Annotated in this window: 16 protein-coding genes; 9 read left to right on the plus strand and 7 right to left on the minus strand. The window is 32.3% G+C overall.

Annotated elements, in window-relative coordinates:
* Positions 1-163: 163 nt before the first annotated feature.
* The 5 genes from clpP to OS188_RS02200 all read right to left on the minus strand — a co-directional run bounded on the left by clpP (position 164) and on the right by OS188_RS02200 (position 4,467).
* Positions 164-838, minus strand: a complete 675-nt coding sequence (clpP, locus tag OS188_RS02180; RefSeq protein ID WP_267147176.1) for an ATP-dependent Clp endopeptidase proteolytic subunit ClpP — start codon at positions 836-838, stop codon at positions 164-166.
* Between the two features lie 129 nt (positions 839-967).
* Entirely contained in the window at positions 968-2,296 is a 1,329-nt protein-coding gene (tig, locus tag OS188_RS02185; RefSeq protein ID WP_267147177.1) for a trigger factor, read from the minus strand.
* Positions 2,297-2,377: 81 nt separating this feature from the next.
* Positions 2,378-2,725: a phage holin family protein gene (locus tag OS188_RS02190; protein WP_267147178.1), complete on the minus strand. Its 348-nt coding sequence runs from the start codon at positions 2,723-2,725 to the stop codon at positions 2,378-2,380.
* A 45-nt stretch (positions 2,726-2,770) separates the two neighbouring features.
* A complete protein-coding gene (locus tag OS188_RS02195; protein ID WP_267147179.1) occupies positions 2,771-3,547 on the minus strand; it encodes an alpha/beta fold hydrolase in 777 nt (258 codons plus the stop codon).
* Between the two features lie 206 nt (positions 3,548-3,753).
* Entirely contained in the window at positions 3,754-4,467 is a 714-nt protein-coding gene (locus tag OS188_RS02200) for a pyridoxine 5'-phosphate synthase (RefSeq protein WP_267147180.1), read from the minus strand.
* An 89-nt stretch (positions 4,468-4,556) separates the two neighbouring features.
* Between OS188_RS02200 and OS188_RS02205 the strand changes: the two genes are divergently transcribed.
* The 8 genes from OS188_RS02205 to murI all read left to right on the plus strand — a co-directional run bounded on the left by OS188_RS02205 (position 4,557) and on the right by murI (position 12,907).
* Complete coding sequence (locus OS188_RS02205) at positions 4,557-5,216, plus strand: CBS domain-containing protein (RefSeq protein ID WP_267147181.1); 660 nt, start codon at positions 4,557-4,559, stop codon at positions 5,214-5,216.
* 71 nt (positions 5,217-5,287) lie between these two features.
* Positions 5,288-6,172 carry an NAD kinase gene (locus OS188_RS02210; protein WP_267147182.1) on the plus strand — a complete coding sequence of 295 codons (885 nt, stop codon included), beginning with the start codon at positions 5,288-5,290 and terminating at the stop codon, positions 6,170-6,172.
* Between the two features lie 100 nt (positions 6,173-6,272).
* Positions 6,273-6,962 carry a type IX secretion system protein PorG gene (gene porG, locus OS188_RS02215; protein WP_267147183.1) on the plus strand — a complete coding sequence of 230 codons (690 nt, stop codon included), beginning with the start codon at positions 6,273-6,275 and terminating at the stop codon, positions 6,960-6,962.
* The gene (gene uppS, locus OS188_RS02220; RefSeq protein WP_267147184.1) at positions 6,963-7,703 is read left to right on the plus strand and encodes an undecaprenyl pyrophosphate synthase; all 741 of its coding nucleotides are present in this window, start codon (positions 6,963-6,965) and stop codon (positions 7,701-7,703) included.
* Positions 7,636-10,323, plus strand: coding sequence for an outer membrane protein assembly factor BamA (gene bamA / locus OS188_RS02225; protein WP_267147185.1), 2,688 nt, complete (start codon positions 7,636-7,638; stop codon positions 10,321-10,323). The genes uppS and bamA overlap by 68 nt, the downstream gene beginning before the upstream one ends.
* A gap of 163 nt (positions 10,324-10,486) precedes the next feature.
* Positions 10,487-11,518 (plus strand): OmpH/Skp family outer membrane protein, encoded by a 1,032-nt coding sequence (locus OS188_RS02230; protein WP_267147186.1) that lies wholly within the window; start codon positions 10,487-10,489, stop codon positions 11,516-11,518.
* A gap of 34 nt (positions 11,519-11,552) precedes the next feature.
* Positions 11,553-12,062: an OmpH/Skp family outer membrane protein gene (locus OS188_RS02235; RefSeq protein WP_267147187.1), complete on the plus strand. Its 510-nt coding sequence runs from the start codon at positions 11,553-11,555 to the stop codon at positions 12,060-12,062.
* Positions 12,063-12,127: 65 nt separating this feature from the next.
* Entirely contained in the window at positions 12,128-12,907 is a 780-nt protein-coding gene (murI, locus tag OS188_RS02240) for a glutamate racemase (protein ID WP_267147188.1), read from the plus strand.
* Positions 12,908-13,126: 219 nt separating this feature from the next.
* On the opposite strand, the gene OS188_RS02245 is transcribed toward murI, so the two are convergent.
* Positions 13,127-13,639: a gamma carbonic anhydrase family protein gene (locus tag OS188_RS02245; protein WP_267147189.1), complete on the minus strand. Its 513-nt coding sequence runs from the start codon at positions 13,637-13,639 to the stop codon at positions 13,127-13,129.
* 158 nt (positions 13,640-13,797) lie between these two features.
* On the minus strand, positions 13,798-14,808 hold the full coding sequence (locus tag OS188_RS02250) for a PorP/SprF family type IX secretion system membrane protein (protein WP_267147190.1): 1,011 nt from the start codon (positions 14,806-14,808) through the stop codon (positions 13,798-13,800).
* Between the two features lie 248 nt (positions 14,809-15,056).
* On the opposite strand from OS188_RS02250, the gene OS188_RS02255 reads away from it, so the two are divergent.
* Positions 15,057-15,959: a NifU family protein gene (locus OS188_RS02255; RefSeq protein ID WP_267147191.1), complete on the plus strand. Its 903-nt coding sequence runs from the start codon at positions 15,057-15,059 to the stop codon at positions 15,957-15,959.
* Positions 15,960-15,989 lie beyond the last annotated feature (30 nt).

Raw genomic sequence — 15,989 nt, forward strand, 5'->3', positions numbered from 1 at the left:
CGAGACTTAAAAATAGTCTTACTTATAATTTTTACTTCATTCTTTTAATTTACATTCCAATTTGAATAAAACTGAGATATTATATCAGCGTTTTAACGCCGTTTAAATCATTATTCTCTCTAAAAACAATGTCTTTAATATAACTATTTTTCTTCGTATTAGATTAAGTACGTACTAAAATCTCGTCGATCATTCCGTAATCTTTAGCTTTATCGGCTTTCATCCAATAATCACGATCACTATCTGCGTAAACTTTGTCGTAATCTTGTCCGGAATGCTTACTAATAATTTTATATAATTCTTCTTTAAGGGTTAAGATCTCTCTAGCTGTAATTTCTATATCACTTGCTTGTCCTTGAGCTCCACCTAAAGGCTGATGAATCATAACACGAGAATGTGTTAATCCGCTACGTTTACCCTTTTCTCCGGCGCATAATAAAACAGCTCCCATAGAAGCAGCCATTCCTGTACAGATTGTAGCTACATCTGGTTTAATAAACTGCATCGTATCGTAAATACCTAAACCAGCATAAACACCTCCACCTGGTGAGTTAATATATATCTGAATGTCTTTAGAAGAATCTGTACTTTCTAAAAACAACAACTGTGCTTGAATAATATTTGCAACCTGATCGTTGATAGCCGTTCCTAAAAAGATAATACGATCCATCATTAATCTAGAGAATACATCGAAGATAGCTATGTTCATTTGGCGCTCCTCAATAATATTAGGCGTTAAATTAGTTGGGTACATATGGCTGATAATTTTATCGTAATACGTACTACTTATTCCTTGGTCTTTTATAGCGAATTTTTCAAATTCTTTTGCGTAATTCATAAAGGTTATTTTATCTATTAAATGTGAATTAAAAAGGCGTTAAAATTACAATTTTAACGCCTAAATATAAGGATTATTTAGTTAAATAAATACTAATCCTTGACAGAGGTTTAGTAATCTATTTAAATATTACTTATCGCCGTAAACTTCTTTTACAAAAGCTTCGTAAGGAAGTTCTTTGGTTTTAAGATTTGCCTTTTCTTTATAAAGCTCTAATAGTTTCTGGCTAATAAGTTGTTCTGAGATTCTACGTGCTTCATCTTGATTAGATAATACACGAGCAGCAATATCTTCTAACTCCTTATCTGAAGGATTCATTTGACCAAATTGCGCCATTTGCATTTTAATCATTTCTTTAGCTTGTCCTTTAATATCATCCATTGTTACTTTGATGTCGTTATCGGTAATTAATTTCCCTTCAATTAATTGGTAACGTAAGCTTTTTTCAGATTTTTCGTATTCTTCTTTAGCTTGGTCTTCTGTTAATTGGTTTTCTCCAGATGTTTGCATCCATTTTGTTAGAAATTCTGCCGGTAAATCGAATTTAGTGTTTTCAACCAAATGCTCAGTAACATCATTTAACAACTTTTGTTCGGATTGTTGTTTAAATTGCTTTTCAGCATCTTCTTTGATTTTTTCTTTTAATTCGGTTACAGATTTTACAACACCTTCACCAAATAATTTATCGAATAAATCCTGGTCCAGATCTGCCAATTCGCGTTCGTTAATTTCTGTAATTGTAAAAGCAACTTCAATATCTAAACCATGAACAGCGTCGTGCTCTAATTTTAAAGCATGCATTAATTCGTGATCGTCGTTATAAAGTCCTTTTGTTTTTAATTTGATTACATCTCCAACTTTAGCTCCAACAAATTTCTTTTCAGTTGCTTTCCCTTTAAACTTATCTAAAGTTAAAGTTACTGAATTTTCAATCCCTTTTTCTTCGTTTGTATAAGTTCCAGTAACCTCGCTATCTTTAGTGATTTCTGTTTGCGGCTTTAGTTTACCGTATTGTTTTTGAACGTTTTTAATTTGATCGTCAATCATCTCATCTCCAGCAACAATTTGATACTGTGTGATAGGTTTTTTACTTTTTAATTCCACTTCAAATTCTGGAGCAAGTCCTAATTCGAATTCAAAAGATAATTTATCTGAATCCCAATCTAAATCATCTTGCGGTTTTGGGATTGGATGTCCAAGAACATCTAGCTTTTCTTCAGTTAAGTACTTATTTAAAGCTTCTTGTAATAACTTGTTTACTTCATCAACCAATACGGCTTTCCCGTATTGCTTTTTAACCATTCCCATTGGTACATGACCTTTTCTAAAACCAGGAATGTTTGCTGTTTTTCTATAATCGGATAAGATTTTATCAACCTTATCGCTATAATCGTCTTTTGCGATATCTACTTTTACTACAGCATTTAATGCATCGATGTTTTCTCTTGTAATATTCATTATATTATGACATAAAAATTGGGTTGCAAAAATACATATTTTTTACAACCCAACAAAGTTTTTAACGTATTGTATGTCAGCCTAGTTTACATCGTCTTTTAAGACAGAAAACAAGATAGACTGAAGAATAGATAATAAAAAGCTAAATAGCAAAGCAATCCAAAAGCCATCTACTGTAAAGCCACTAATAAATTTATTGGCCATTAAAATAATTAAAGCATTAATTACCAATAAAAAAAAGCCTAAAGTTATTACTGTAATTGGCAAGGTTAAAACTACCAATAAAGGCTTAACAAAGGCATCGAGAAGCCCTAAAACAACAGCTACAATAACGGCTGCCCCATAACCTTCAACATAAACACCGGGCAAGAGGTAAGCTAAAACAACTACTGCCACAGCAGTTAATAAAATCCGTATAATTAAGTTCATAAGTTCTTTTATATGTTAAATTCAAAGATAGAAAATTAGCTTTTGTTATGCTAGGAAGCTCATAACTTCGTTATAAAAAACTTTCGGATTTTCGGCATGTAACCAGTGTCCTGACTTTGGAATAGTTATAATTTTAGAATTAGGAAAATGATTTTTGATTAAAGTTTCATCTTGTGCTCCTATATATTCCGAGCGATCGCCTCTTAAAAAAAGTGTTTCTCCTTTAAATTGGGCATGAATTGGCAAGGGTTCGCCAATTTCTTCGATATTGCTTTTTAAAACTTCTAAATTTATTCTTAAAGCTAGATTCTTGCTTTCTGTCCAATATAAGTTTTTCAATAAAAACTGTCGGATTCCAAAATTTGAAATATATTTTTCTAACTGATCGTCTGCATCCCCTCTACTTTCCATATTTTCAAAATCCAGACTGCTTAAACCTTCCAAAATAAGGTCGTGATGTACTGGATAGTATCTAGGTGAGATATCCGCAATTATTAGTTTTGAAACCAATTCTGGGTAAGTGGCAGCAAAAAGCATGGCAACCTTCCCTCCCATGGAATGACCCAGCAAAACAATGTTCTTTAAATCGTTTCTATCGCAATAGTTTTTTAAATCTTCTACTAAAACTTCATAGTTAAAATTATCGCTATGAAAACTTCTTCCATGATTACGCTGGTCTATTAAATGAACCTGATAGTTACTTTTACTAAATTTAGTGCCCAGAGTTTTCCAATTATCACTCATGCCTAAAAAGCCATGAAGAATAACAAAGGGATTTCCTTCACCAATAATATTTGAATATAATTCTTCTTTTCTCGTCATGATTTTATATGTTTTTCAACCTGGCATTTACAGTTTCTGTTTGTTAGTTTACATGCTGAATTCTTTATCCTAGAATTTTAACAAACAACTGCAGAAACCTAATATTTCTTTTAACCAGAGTTTTTCGTCAATTACTATAAACTAAAACCTTTTCTGTTTTTTCTATCCTTCTTATAATCTAAACCTGTAAACTACAAACAAGCGTTTTAAGAAAGCTTTTGTAAATACATCTGTATAACATTTTCAATACCTAAGTATAAGCTTTCAGAAATTAAAGCATGTCCTATAGAAACCTCTAATAACTCCGGAACATGTTGCTTAAAATATGCAATATTATCTAAAGATAAATCGTGACCTGCATTTACTCCTAAACCCAAAGAATTTGCTAATTCGGCACAAGCAGTATATGGTTTAATAGCCGATTTATTACCCAGACCAAATTGATGAGCAAACGCTTCGGTATAAAGTTCTATTCTGTCTGTTCCAGTTGCTTTAGCTCCTTCAATTTGTTTTAATTCTGGATCTACAAAAATGGAAGTTCTAATGCCATGATCTTTAAACTCCTTGATAACATCCATTAAATAATCTTTATGCTTAACAGTATCCCAACCAGCATTACTAGTAATAGCATTTTCAGCATCAGGCACCAAGGTAACTTGTGTAGGTTTTAATTCTAAAACCATATCCATAAACTTTTTTACTGGGTTTCCTTCAATATTATATTCCGTATAAACTTCAGATTTTAAATCGTATGCATCCTGATATCTAATATGTCTTTCGTCTGGTCTTGGATGAATGGTCACTCCTTGAGCTCCAAAACGTTGTACATCTTTAGCAAATTGCACCACATTTGGAAGATCGCCACCTCGAGAATTTCTTAAAGTTGCAATCTTATTGATATTAACACTTAATTTTGTCATTTTATAGATTTTAATCCTACAAAAATACGAAGTCAATCAAGGTTATTGTAGTAAATTTTGATTAATTTGCAATAACTATAATTGAAACAATGAATCTTTCAGATTACATAATAAACGATATTAAACCACTTGACAGGCAAGACAAGATTGGAGACATCCAACTTTTGTTTAATCAGTTAACATACTCGCATATTCCTATTAAAAACGACAACAATGTTTACTTAGGCTGTATGTCTGAAACTGATGCACATTGCTTTAATAGCGGTAAACCTTTGTCAGATTTTACGCATGCCATTGAAGGCTTTTACGTTAGGGAACATACTGTATGGTTAGATGTATTGGAAGCTTTTGCTCAAAATTCTACGAATATTATGCCTGTGTTAAGTGAAAACAACACCTATTTAGGTTACTACGAATTAAACGATGTAATTAGTCTTTTTAATGAAACCCCTTTCTTTGCTGAAGCAGGAAGCATATTAATTGTTGAAAAAGGAGTTTTAGACTACTCTTTTAGCGAACTTAGCCAAATAGTAGAATCCAATAACGGAAAACTACTAGGAGCTTTTATATCTAAAATGGAAAACGATATGGTTCAAATAACCTTAAAAATTGGGAATACTGGATTAAACGATATTATGCAAACGTTTAGACGTTACAGCTACAAAGTTGTTTCTGGACATGAAGAAGACAGTTATCTAGAAAATTTAAAAGAGCGTTCAGATTATTTAAGCAAATATTTAAATATCTAAAACAGGTATTATTAAACTCTTTTAAAACTCCCTACTACTTACTTAATAGCTAATTATTAAAAATAAAATCTGTGAAAATTGCAATTTTCGGTCAATTCTATCATAAAAATGCTGAAGAAGCGGTAGAAATACTCTTAGACCATCTTTACGAAAAAGACACTAATGTATATCTAGAAGAACAGTTTTTCAAGATTATAAATCTTCAATTAACAGACCACAAAAACTACAGTAGTTTTAAAACTTTTAATGTTTTAGATAAAAGTTTTGATTTATTAATAAGTATTGGTGGCGATGGAACCATGCTAAGAAGTGCTACTTTAGTAAAAGACCTAGACATTCCTATTGTAGGAATAAATACTGGCAGATTAGGCTTTCTTGCAACCATACAAAACGAAGCCATTATAACTGCTATTGACGATATTTTATGTGGAAATTACAAAATCTCTGAACGCAGTTTACTCAGCATAAAAACAGATCCAGAACAAGAAGACTTTCAAGAATTAGATTTTGCATTAAACGAAATAGCTGTTAGTAGAAAAAATACAACTTCCATGATTACAGTGGAAACGAAGCTAAATGGCGAATATTTAACTTCCTATTGGAGTGATGGCTTAATAATAGCTACTCCAACCGGATCTACAGGTTATTCTTTAAGCTGTGGTGGTCCGGTAATTACACCTGATACAAACAGTCTTGTTTTAACCCCTATCTCTCCTCATAATTTAAATGCCAGACCTTTAATTATTACCGACTCTACAGAAATAGAGATAAAGGTAAATGGACGTGAAGACAACTATTTAATTTCCTTAGACTCTAGAATTGCAACTATTGGTAAGGATACAATTGTAACCATTAAAAAAGCACCTTTTAAAATTAAAATGATTGAGTTATTACAAGAAAGTTTTATTGATACCCTCCGAAAAAAACTGCTTTGGGGAGAAGATCGACGCAATTAAACAATAATTTTTAAGAAAAGCTGTTTTATTCGTAATACTATTCCATTCAAATTGTTATAGGGAATTCTTATTTATTATATTTGCAAACTTTTGAACATTTATGAGGTATTTAACCACTGTATTTTTTTTAATAGTAACTATTCAATTAAGCCAATCTCAAACTCATGAAATAGGAGTTTTTCTTGGTGGTAGTAACTTTATAGGCGATGTTGGCGCAACAAATTATATTGCACCAAATCAGCTCGCTGTTGGTGGTATCTATAAATGGAACAGAAGTGCTAGACATTCCTTTCGATTCTCGTTAATGTATAGCGATTTGGAGATGAACGATTTAAAATCGGATGATCCCAGACGTCAAGAACGAGGATATAAAATTAATAACGATATAGTAGAGGCATCTGTAGGGTTAGAGTTTACATTTTTCGACTTTAATTTACACGACGAAAAAAACAAAGTAACACCCTATTTATATTCTGGAATATCAGTTGCTTATCACGACAATTATTTTTTTACGCCAGGAGGAGAGCTTAGATCAGAAGACACTTCAAGTTTTGCTTATGGCATTCCTATGGTTTTTGGTGTGAAAGCCAAATTCATGGATAACTTTGTATTAGCGGCAGAAATTGGCGCAAGATACACCTTTAGTGATGAAATAGATGGTAGCGCTCCTGACTTTGACAACGATTCTAATCTGGCATTCGGAAATAAAAACAACAACGATTGGTATGTTTTTACAGGCCTCACACTAACTTATACCTTTGGTAGAAAACCTTGCTACTGCGTTTTTTAAATGGACTTAAAATCAGAAATAAATACTAATAAATTACCAAAACATCTTGCTATTATCATGGATGGCAATGGTAGATGGGCAAAACAAAAAGGCATGCTACGGGCTATTGGTCATGAAAATGGCACAAAATCTGTAAGACAGGTTGTAGAAGGATGTGCGGAATTAGGTATAGAGAACTTGACGCTTTTCGCTTTTTCTACAGAAAACTGGAACCGACCAAAATTAGAAGTACAAACTCTAATGAAACTATTGGTTTCTTCCTTAAAAAAGGAGATTAAAACACTACAGGATAACAACATCAGACTAATGGCTATAGGCAATCTGGACAATCTTCCAAAGAAAGCATTCAAAGAACTTTCCGAAGTAATAGATAGAACCAAAGACAATAATAGAATGGTATTAACCTTAGCTTTAAGTTATGGTTCTAGAGAGGAATTAATAAATACCGTAAAAAAAATAAGCATTAAAGTTAAAAATAATATAATTTCGCCCGAAAATATTGATGAATCGGTTATTAATAAGCATCTTTACACGCAAAATTTACACGACGTGGATTTGCTTATTAGAACAAGCGGGGAACAACGTATTAGTAATTTCCTTTTATGGCAAATTGCTTATGCTGAATTGTACTTTACAGATGTACTTTGGCCAGATTTTACAAAGCAGCATTTATATGAAGCAATTATTGAATATCAAAAAAGAGAACGACGGTTTGGGAAAACAAGTGAACAAATTAACTAATAAAGTACTATTGAAAACATACATACTATTTATTTTTACATTGCTATTTGTTGTAAGTAATCAAACGCTGCAGGCGCAAGAAATAACTCCACAAAATGGCGAAAAATATATTATTGGTGGTATTGCGGTAGTTGGTGAAACAAGTTTTAGTGAGCAAACCATTATTACATATTCTGGATTAAGAAAAGGAGAAGAAGTTATTGTTCCTGGAGACAAGATTAGTACTGCCATCAAGAAATTATGGAACTCTAATTTATTCAATAATATTGAAATTTACATTAATCGTGTTGAAGATGGAGAGGTGTTCTTAGAAATAAGATTAGAGGACTTACCAGAGCTTAATGAGGTTAAAATAAACGGAATAAAAAAATCCAAAAAAGAGAAACTCATAACAGAGAACTCTTTAACTAAAGGAGTAAAAGTAACAGAAAACCTAGTTACAACCACAAAAAACTACTTAGTTAGCAAATACCAAAAAGAAGGATTTTACAATACTAAGGTCCATATTAATACCATAGAAATTGAAGATACTATTCAAACTTCAAAATCGGCTATGAATATGGTAGTCAATATAGATAAAGGCAAAAAGGTAAAAATAAAGAACATCAACTTTTCTGGAAACTCGGTAATTACAGATAGCAAACTAAAAAAGGCTATGAAAAATACCAAGCAGAAAAACATTACCCATATTTTTAAACGTTCAAAATACATAGAGGGTGATTTTAGAGAAGACCTCAACAGTATTGTTGATAAATACAAAGAAATAGGTTACAGAGATGCACGTATATTATCTGATAGCCTAGTAGTTCTAGATCCAAAACACGTAGCTCTTTATATAGAATTAGAAGAAGGAGAATTATACACCTTTGGACAAATTAACTTTATTGGAAATACTGTTTATTCAGACCAAGTTTTAAGACGAACTCTAAGAATAAACCCTGGAGACACTTATAACGGTGTTTTATTAGAAAAAAGAATTGCAGATGTAGAAAACCCTGATGCTATAGATATTACAAACTTATATCAAAACAACGGGTATTTATTTTCTTCAATCAATCCTGTAGAAGTTAGTGCTCAAGGTAATGTAATTGATTTAGAGATTAGAATTTCTGAAGGTAAACCTGTTTACTTTACAGATGTATCAGTAGTTGGAAACGATGTAACTAACGATCATGTTATTTACAGAGAAATGCATACACGACCAGGTCAATTGTATAATAAATCTAATGTTATTAGAACCATTAGAGAATTAAGTCAATTAGGCTTTTTCGATGCTGCTCAAATAGCCACTAATTTCAACAACCCAAACCCTAACGAGGGGACAATTGATTTAGAATACTCTGTAGTAGAAACTGGATCTAGCCAGATAGAACTACAAGGTGGTTATGGTGGAGGTGGTTTTATTGGAACCTTAGGTTTATCTTTTAACAACTTCTCTTTAAGAAACATATTTAATTTAGAATCATACAAACCTGTTCCAAGAGGAGATGGACAAAAATTATCTTTGCGTTTACAAGCAAGTCAGTTTTACCAAACTTATAGTTTCTCATTTACAGAACCTTGGTTAGGTGGAGAAAAACCAGTACAGTTTTCAACATCCGTTTCGCATACAAAACAGTTTTTATATGATACCCAAACAGGAAAAGCAGATAGAGACAAACGTTTTAATATTACAGGGGTTTCTGTTGGATTAGCAAAACGTCTAAACGAACCAGATAACTTTTTCACCTTATCTCAAGCCGTAAGCTACCAACATTATAATTTAAAAAACTATAATACAGGACTATTTACATTTGGAGATGGGTATTCTAACAACTTGGCATATACTATAGGATTAAGCAGAAACAGTACATATAACGATCCTGTTTTCCCAGTTGGAGGTTCTAATTTTAATGTAAGTGCTAAATTAACCTTACCATATTCTCTATTTAACGATGTGGATTACGGCGCATTAAAAGAAGAAAGAGAAGAATTAAGCGAAATTGTAAAAGATCCTAACCAGATATACTCTAATGAAGAGCGTATGGCTGCAAACAATGGTATTGCTGCTATTGACCAAGAGCGTTTTAAATGGTTAGAGTTTTATAAAATTAAATTCAAAGCAGAATGGTATGCAGAAATAGTTAAAAAACTAGTTTTAAAACCAAGTGCTGAATTTGGATTCTTAGGTGCCTACAATCAAGATAGAGGAGATATTCCATTTGAGCGTTTCTTTTTAGGAGGCGATGGTCTTGGATCTTACAGTTTAGATGGAAGAGAAACTATTGGTTTACGTGGTTACCCAAACCAATCTATTCAACCAGTAGACGAGAATGGTGTTCCAACTAACGACGGGGGAACCATCTATAACAAGTTCTCTTTAGAATTAAGATATCCAATTACTTTAAAGCAACAAGCAAAAATATTTGTTTTAGGTTTTATGGAAGGAGGTATTTCTGTTAACGACTTTAAAGATTATAGTCCTTACGATTTAAAAAGATCTGCAGGTGCTGGTTTACGTGTATTTATGCCAGCCTTTGGTTTATTAGGTATCGATTTAGGTTACGGATTTGATCCAGTTCCTGGTCAAAATAAAGCAAATGGATGGGAAACACACTTTATTATTGGACAACAATTTTAATTTGGCACGATATTTTCTAATAACAATTTGATTATTTACATTGTGAATTAAAATTTTTATAATTAAAATTCGTTAGTTTTGAAAATCTTAATTCCAAAAATGTCCAAATAAACTAATAAGTAGCTGATGTTTTTAGAATTTATATATCCATAAATTATAATATATGACACAGATAAAATTAAAAGTTCTTTTTTTACTGATTATAGTTTCTACAATTAGTATCTCTGCTCATGCGCAACGTGGCGTAAGAATTGGTTATATAGACACAGAATATATTTTACAAAATATTCCAGAATATCAAGAAGCAACTGCTCAATTAGACAATAAGGTTCAAAAGTGGAAAACAGAAATTGAAACCCAATTAAGTGCCATTGAACAGAAAAGAAAAGACTTAAGCAACGAAAAAGCACTTTTAACGAAAGAGCTAATTGAAGAACGTGAAGAAGATATAACTTTTGAAGAAAAAGAAATTCTTGACTATCAGCAAAAGCGATTTGGTCCAAATGGAGATTTAATGATTCAGAAAAAACAATTAATTCAGCCTATTCAAGATCAAATTTTTGCAGCCGTTCAAGATATGGCTGAAAAAAGAAAATACGATTTTGTTTTTGATAAAGCAGCTGATGTTGTGATGTTGTACTCGGCAGACAGATTTGATTTTAGTGACGAAGTTATTAGAAGTATATCTAGAAGTGCAAAAAGAACACAAGCCCAAACAAGACAAGAACGAAAAGCAGCAGAAGCCGAAGAGAATCTTCCAGAAATAAACGAAGAACAAGAAGCTAGAGAAAAAGCAGCCGAAGAAAGAAGAGAACTGATTTTAAGCGAGCGTGAACAAAAACAATTAGAAGCTCAAAAAAGAAGAGATAGCATTATTCAGGAAAGACAAAGACTTAGAGAAGAAAAAATAAATGCTAGAAACGCTCAAAATGAAGAAACAACAATTACCGAAGACGGAGAAGTTGTAAAAGAAGGAGAGCCAGTTGAACAAAAATCTAGAGAGGAAATTCTAGAGGAACGTAGACAACAAAAATTAAAAGACAGAGAAGAAAGACAGAAAGAATTAGATGCCAGACGACAAAAAATTCTTGAAGACAGACAAAAAGCTAAAGAAGAAAGAGAAAGGCAAAGACAAGAAGCACAAGAAAATAAAAACACTGATGGCAAAGAGCCTGAAGACACAGATAACAATTAAATAAATTATAACACTTATTAATACTATTTTAGAAATGAAACAATTCAAAACCCTTTTATTTGCAGCAGCCTTATTTATTGGAGCAACAAGTTTTACACAAGCTCAAAGTAAAGTTGCACATATTAACACCCAAGATTTAATAAAATCTATGCCTGAGATGAATACAGCTCAAGCAGAAATGGATAAATTGGGTAAAACTTATGAGGCAGATATTCAGTCTATGGTTACCGAATATCAAAACAAAATGAAACAATACGAAGCTGAATCTGGAACAAAAACAGACGAAGAAAACCAAAAGCGTATTGCTGAAGTTCAAACAATGCAACAAAACATCCAACAATATCAAGGACAAGCGCAACAAGAAATGCAGAAAAAAGAAGTTGATTTATTAAAGCCAATTACTGAAAAAGCTAAATCTGCAATTTTAAAAGTAGCTAGAGCTCAAGGTTTTGATTATGTATTAGATTCTACTCAAGGTGGAGGCGTAATCATGGCCGATGGTAAAAACTTATTGGATGATGTTAAAAAAGAATTAGGTATCTAATTTTCTTTTAAAAAAGATATTGAGAAAGCCACTTATTTTAAGTGGCTTTTTCTATTTTTGAGAATATGAGTAATCAACCAATTGGCATATTCGATTCTGGTGTGGGTGGCACTTCTATATGGAAAGAACTAAATCTTCTCTTACCACATGAAAATACTATTTATCTAGCCGATAGTAAGAATGCTCCTTATGGAGAAAAACCTAAGGAAGAAATAATTGCTCTTAGTAAAAAAAATATAGACTTACTTTTAAGCAAAGGCTGTAAACTAATAGTTGTTGCTTGTAATACTGCTACAACCAATGCCATTAAAACCTTAAGAGAAACCTATAATATTCCTATTATAGGCATTGAGCCTGCTATTAAACCTGCTGCTCTACAAACAAAAACTAAAGCTATAGGCATTTTAGCTACTAAAGGAACTTTGGCTAGCGAATTATTCCATAAAGCTACAGATTTGTTTACAAACCATATAAATGTAGTTGAACAAGTGGGAGAAGGTATTGTAAACTTAATTGAATCTGGAAAAGTAAATTCGAAAGAAATGAAAGCGCTTCTACAAATCTATATGAAACCAATGATTGAAGCTAATATAGACTATCTAGTTTTGGGCTGTACACATTATCCCTATCTTATTCCGCAACTTTTAGAGCTTTTACCGGAGCAGATTAAGATAATCGATTCTGGAAAAGCTGTTGCCCTACAAACAAAAGCTGTTTTAGAGCAGCACTTACTGTTAAACACCTCTCGAGCTAATCCTGAAACAGAGTTTTATACTAATGCACATACAGAGGTTCTATCGTCGTTATTAGGGAAAGAATACAAGGTTGAGTATTTAGATTTTTAATAAAAAGTAAGGCTCAATTAATTAGAGTTAGTTCTTAAAAAAGCCCTGCGTTAGCGATTGCAGTGGCATCCTTTTCTTATTACACAGTGGTAAAAGGACTTATGTATTATATAAAACATTTAAATTGCTTAAACTATACGTAGTTAGCCTTAAGAAAAGATATAACGGAAAGCGCGACGTTAAAACCCTAAAAGGTTTTAAGGGAACGCCCAAAAAATACTATTTAAACCAACTAGAATATTTTACGTAGTTTTCTGCAATTCTATGGATTTCGCCAGAAAGTAATTCTTTACTTATGTCTTTAACTTTTTTAGCTGGAACTCCTGCATAAATACTACCTGCTTCTACCCTAGTATTTTGAGTAACTACAGCGCCAGCAGCAATTATACTATTGCTTTCTACCACACAATTATCCATAACAATACTCCCCATTCCAATTAGCACATTGTCTTGAAGTGTGCAACCATGTACTATAGCATTATGGCCTATGGATACGTTATTACCAATATTTGTAGGGTGTTTTTGGTAAGTGGCATGGATAACTGCCCCATCTTGGACATTAACTTTATTTCCCATTTTTATATAATGAACATCGCCCCTGATTACAGCGCTAAACCATACGCTACAATCGTCTCCCATTGAAACATCTCCAACTATAGTAGCGTTTTCTGCTATATAGCAAGATTCAGGAATTTGTGGGGATTTTCCGTTTACAGATTTTATTATTGGCATAAGTTTTTTAAGTTTAATATACGATGTTCAAAAAAATAATCAAATTAGGCTTTTAAGTTAATCTAGTAATTTTTGAACACTAGTCTTATTTATAGTTTAAAAATACAGAAAGTTAAGTGCATAAAAAAGCCTTGATATTTTTCAAGGCTTTTTTGTTTTTAATTAACTGCTGGACATTTACAGTGGTATCGTTCTTTTTTACAACCAAACTTATAACCTAGAGTTATTTGATGGAAACCTCCATTATTATAAACTACCGAATTTGCTTGGTACGAATAGGTATATGCAAACATAAACTGATCGTAGTCTATACCTAAAATTGGTGTAATATATTGTAAATTCTGACTAGCTATTTCTGTTCCGTCCTGGAACTCCGCTCCGTCTAAACTTCTTCTATAAGAAAGGCCTCCCCAAAGTTTACCAAATTCAAAATCTTTATAAGCTTTAGCATTAATATCTATTGAGGACTCTTTGGTACCGTCTTTATACATAAACATTAAAGAAGGTTCAAAACTCCATTCGCTATCATATTTTTGAAATACATTTCCAGCACTCACTATAAATTGTCTTGGATTATCGTAAGCAAAAAGCCCATTTTCGTTAGCATTTACTCCGTCGTTCTTCAACATATTTTTTACAGTGGCATGAGCATAAAAGTTATATAGGAAATAAGAAAAACCAAAATCGATATTAAAATTAGTAGCACTTTGTTCTATTCCAGCCACTATAGGATCGAACGGCTCGTTAATAAAAGCTGTTTCGTCCAATTTATATTGCAAAGCACCAATACTTAATCCGAAAGAAAGCATGTTTAAATCTACTTCAGATCTAGAAAACATGATATGGTGTGCATAGGTTAGGTAAACCCCATTTTGTGAGTGATATCCATTTTTATCTGAATAAAATATAGCTCCAATTCCCGAATTAGACTCCCCTATTCTCCCGTTAGCACTCATAGTTAAAAGTCTGGGAGCATTATCGTCTCCAAACCATTGTTGACGCCCGGTAACTCTAACTTTTGCACAGTTAGCTGCTCCAGCCATGGAAGGGTGTATTAAGTAATAGTTATCGGTTAGGTAGTCGGAGTATACAGGCATACCCTCTTGAGATATAGCTGTCTGCGCTAGAAAAAGCACAAAAGCTAACATATAAAACCTTTTTAATATCATAATTTTAGTTTTCAGGGATTCTGTTTAAGTACTTGTTAAATTGGTAATTATAAAACTCAAAATCTTTAAAAAAATTATAAACAGAAATCAAATATATAAAAATTACTTTTTATCAGTCTCACTATATAGTTAAAGGTTTATAATATTTTGTGAATATATGACAAAAAACCTGTATTTTAAAAGCGAAAAAGTCAAATATATGGATAACTGAATTTATCTTTTAGTATTTTTGCAAAAAACTTTATCTTATGAGTAATTTTCAAGTTTCAATTAAAGAAACTACCAATACTAGCATTATAAAATTCGAGATAAACCAGTTTATTACACAACATCAAAGTTTCGAATTCAACAATATAGACGAGGCAAAATCATCGCCTTTAGCACAGCAATTATTTTATTTACCCTTTGTTAAAAAGGTATACATCTCTGGCAACTTTATTGCTATTGAAAGGTATAATATAGTAGAATGGAAAGATGTGCAAGCAGAAGTAGCAGAGCAAATAGAAACCTATTTAAACAATGGAGGTGTTGTGGTAGAAGAAACACCTGCTTCTAAAAAAACCGCAGTAACCGTTTATGCCGAAGTTACTCCAAACCCAACCGCTATGAAATTTGTGGCTAATAAACAATTAGTAACAACTTCTTGCGAATTTACTTCTATAGATGAAGCTAAAATGTCTCCGTTAGCAGCAGAGTTATTTCATTTTCCTTTTGTTAAAAACGTGTTTTTCGATGACAACTTTGTTTCAATTACAAAATACGAAATGGCCGATTGGAATGATATAACTATGGAACTTCGTGAGTTTATTAGAAGTTATTTAGAACAGGGCAAAGAGATTGTAATAGCTGATGCTCCTCAAGTTTCACCTACAAGTACTACGCAGAGCGATGGGAATTATGATAATTTGGACGGTATTTCAAAAGAAATCGTCACTATTCTTAATGAGTATGTAAAACCAGCTGTTGCTAGCGACGGTGGAAACATCCAATTCACCTCGTATAATCCAGAAAGTAAAGTTGTTGAAGTGGTTTTACAAGGAGCCTGTAGCGGGTGCCCTTCTTCGACCTATACTTTAAAAAGTGGTATTGAGAATATTTTGAAAGAAATGTTACCAGATAAAATAGAAAGCGTTATTGCTATTAACGGCTAAATTTTTCTTAACTTTAAAACTCGCTTAAGT

Origin of the sequence: Xanthomarina sp. F1114, from assembly GCF_026410255.1 — a bacterium.
GTDB lineage: Bacteria > Bacteroidota > Bacteroidia > Flavobacteriales > Flavobacteriaceae > Xanthomarina.

Coding starts and splice junctions, on each gene's coding strand:
- clpP (WP_267147176.1), bottom strand. CDS start 838: ATGAATTACGCAAAAGAATTTGAAAAATTCGCTATAAAAGACCAAGGA.
- tig (WP_267147177.1), bottom strand. CDS start 2,296: ATGAATATTACAAGAGAAAACATCGATGCATTAAATGCTGTAGTAAAA.
- OS188_RS02190 (WP_267147178.1), bottom strand. CDS start 2,725: ATGAACTTAATTATACGGATTTTATTAACTGCTGTGGCAGTAGTTGTT.
- OS188_RS02195 (WP_267147179.1), bottom strand. CDS start 3,547: ATGACGAGAAAAGAAGAATTATATTCAAATATTATTGGTGAAGGAAAT.
- OS188_RS02200 (WP_267147180.1), bottom strand. CDS start 4,467: ATGACAAAATTAAGTGTTAATATCAATAAGATTGCAACTTTAAGAAAT.
- OS188_RS02205 (WP_267147181.1), top strand. CDS start 4,557: ATGAATCTTTCAGATTACATAATAAACGATATTAAACCACTTGACAGG.
- porG (WP_267147183.1), top strand. CDS start 6,273: ATGAGGTATTTAACCACTGTATTTTTTTTAATAGTAACTATTCAATTA.
- uppS (WP_267147184.1), top strand. CDS start 6,963: ATGGACTTAAAATCAGAAATAAATACTAATAAATTACCAAAACATCTT.
- bamA (WP_267147185.1), top strand. CDS start 7,636: ATGAAGCAATTATTGAATATCAAAAAAGAGAACGACGGTTTGGGAAAA.
- OS188_RS02230 (WP_267147186.1), top strand. CDS start 10,487: ATGACACAGATAAAATTAAAAGTTCTTTTTTTACTGATTATAGTTTCT.
- OS188_RS02235 (WP_267147187.1), top strand. CDS start 11,553: ATGAAACAATTCAAAACCCTTTTATTTGCAGCAGCCTTATTTATTGGA.
- murI (WP_267147188.1), top strand. CDS start 12,128: ATGAGTAATCAACCAATTGGCATATTCGATTCTGGTGTGGGTGGCACT.
- OS188_RS02245 (WP_267147189.1), bottom strand. CDS start 13,639: ATGCCAATAATAAAATCTGTAAACGGAAAATCCCCACAAATTCCTGAA.
- OS188_RS02250 (WP_267147190.1), bottom strand. CDS start 14,808: ATGATATTAAAAAGGTTTTATATGTTAGCTTTTGTGCTTTTTCTAGCG.
- OS188_RS02255 (WP_267147191.1), top strand. CDS start 15,057: ATGAGTAATTTTCAAGTTTCAATTAAAGAAACTACCAATACTAGCATT.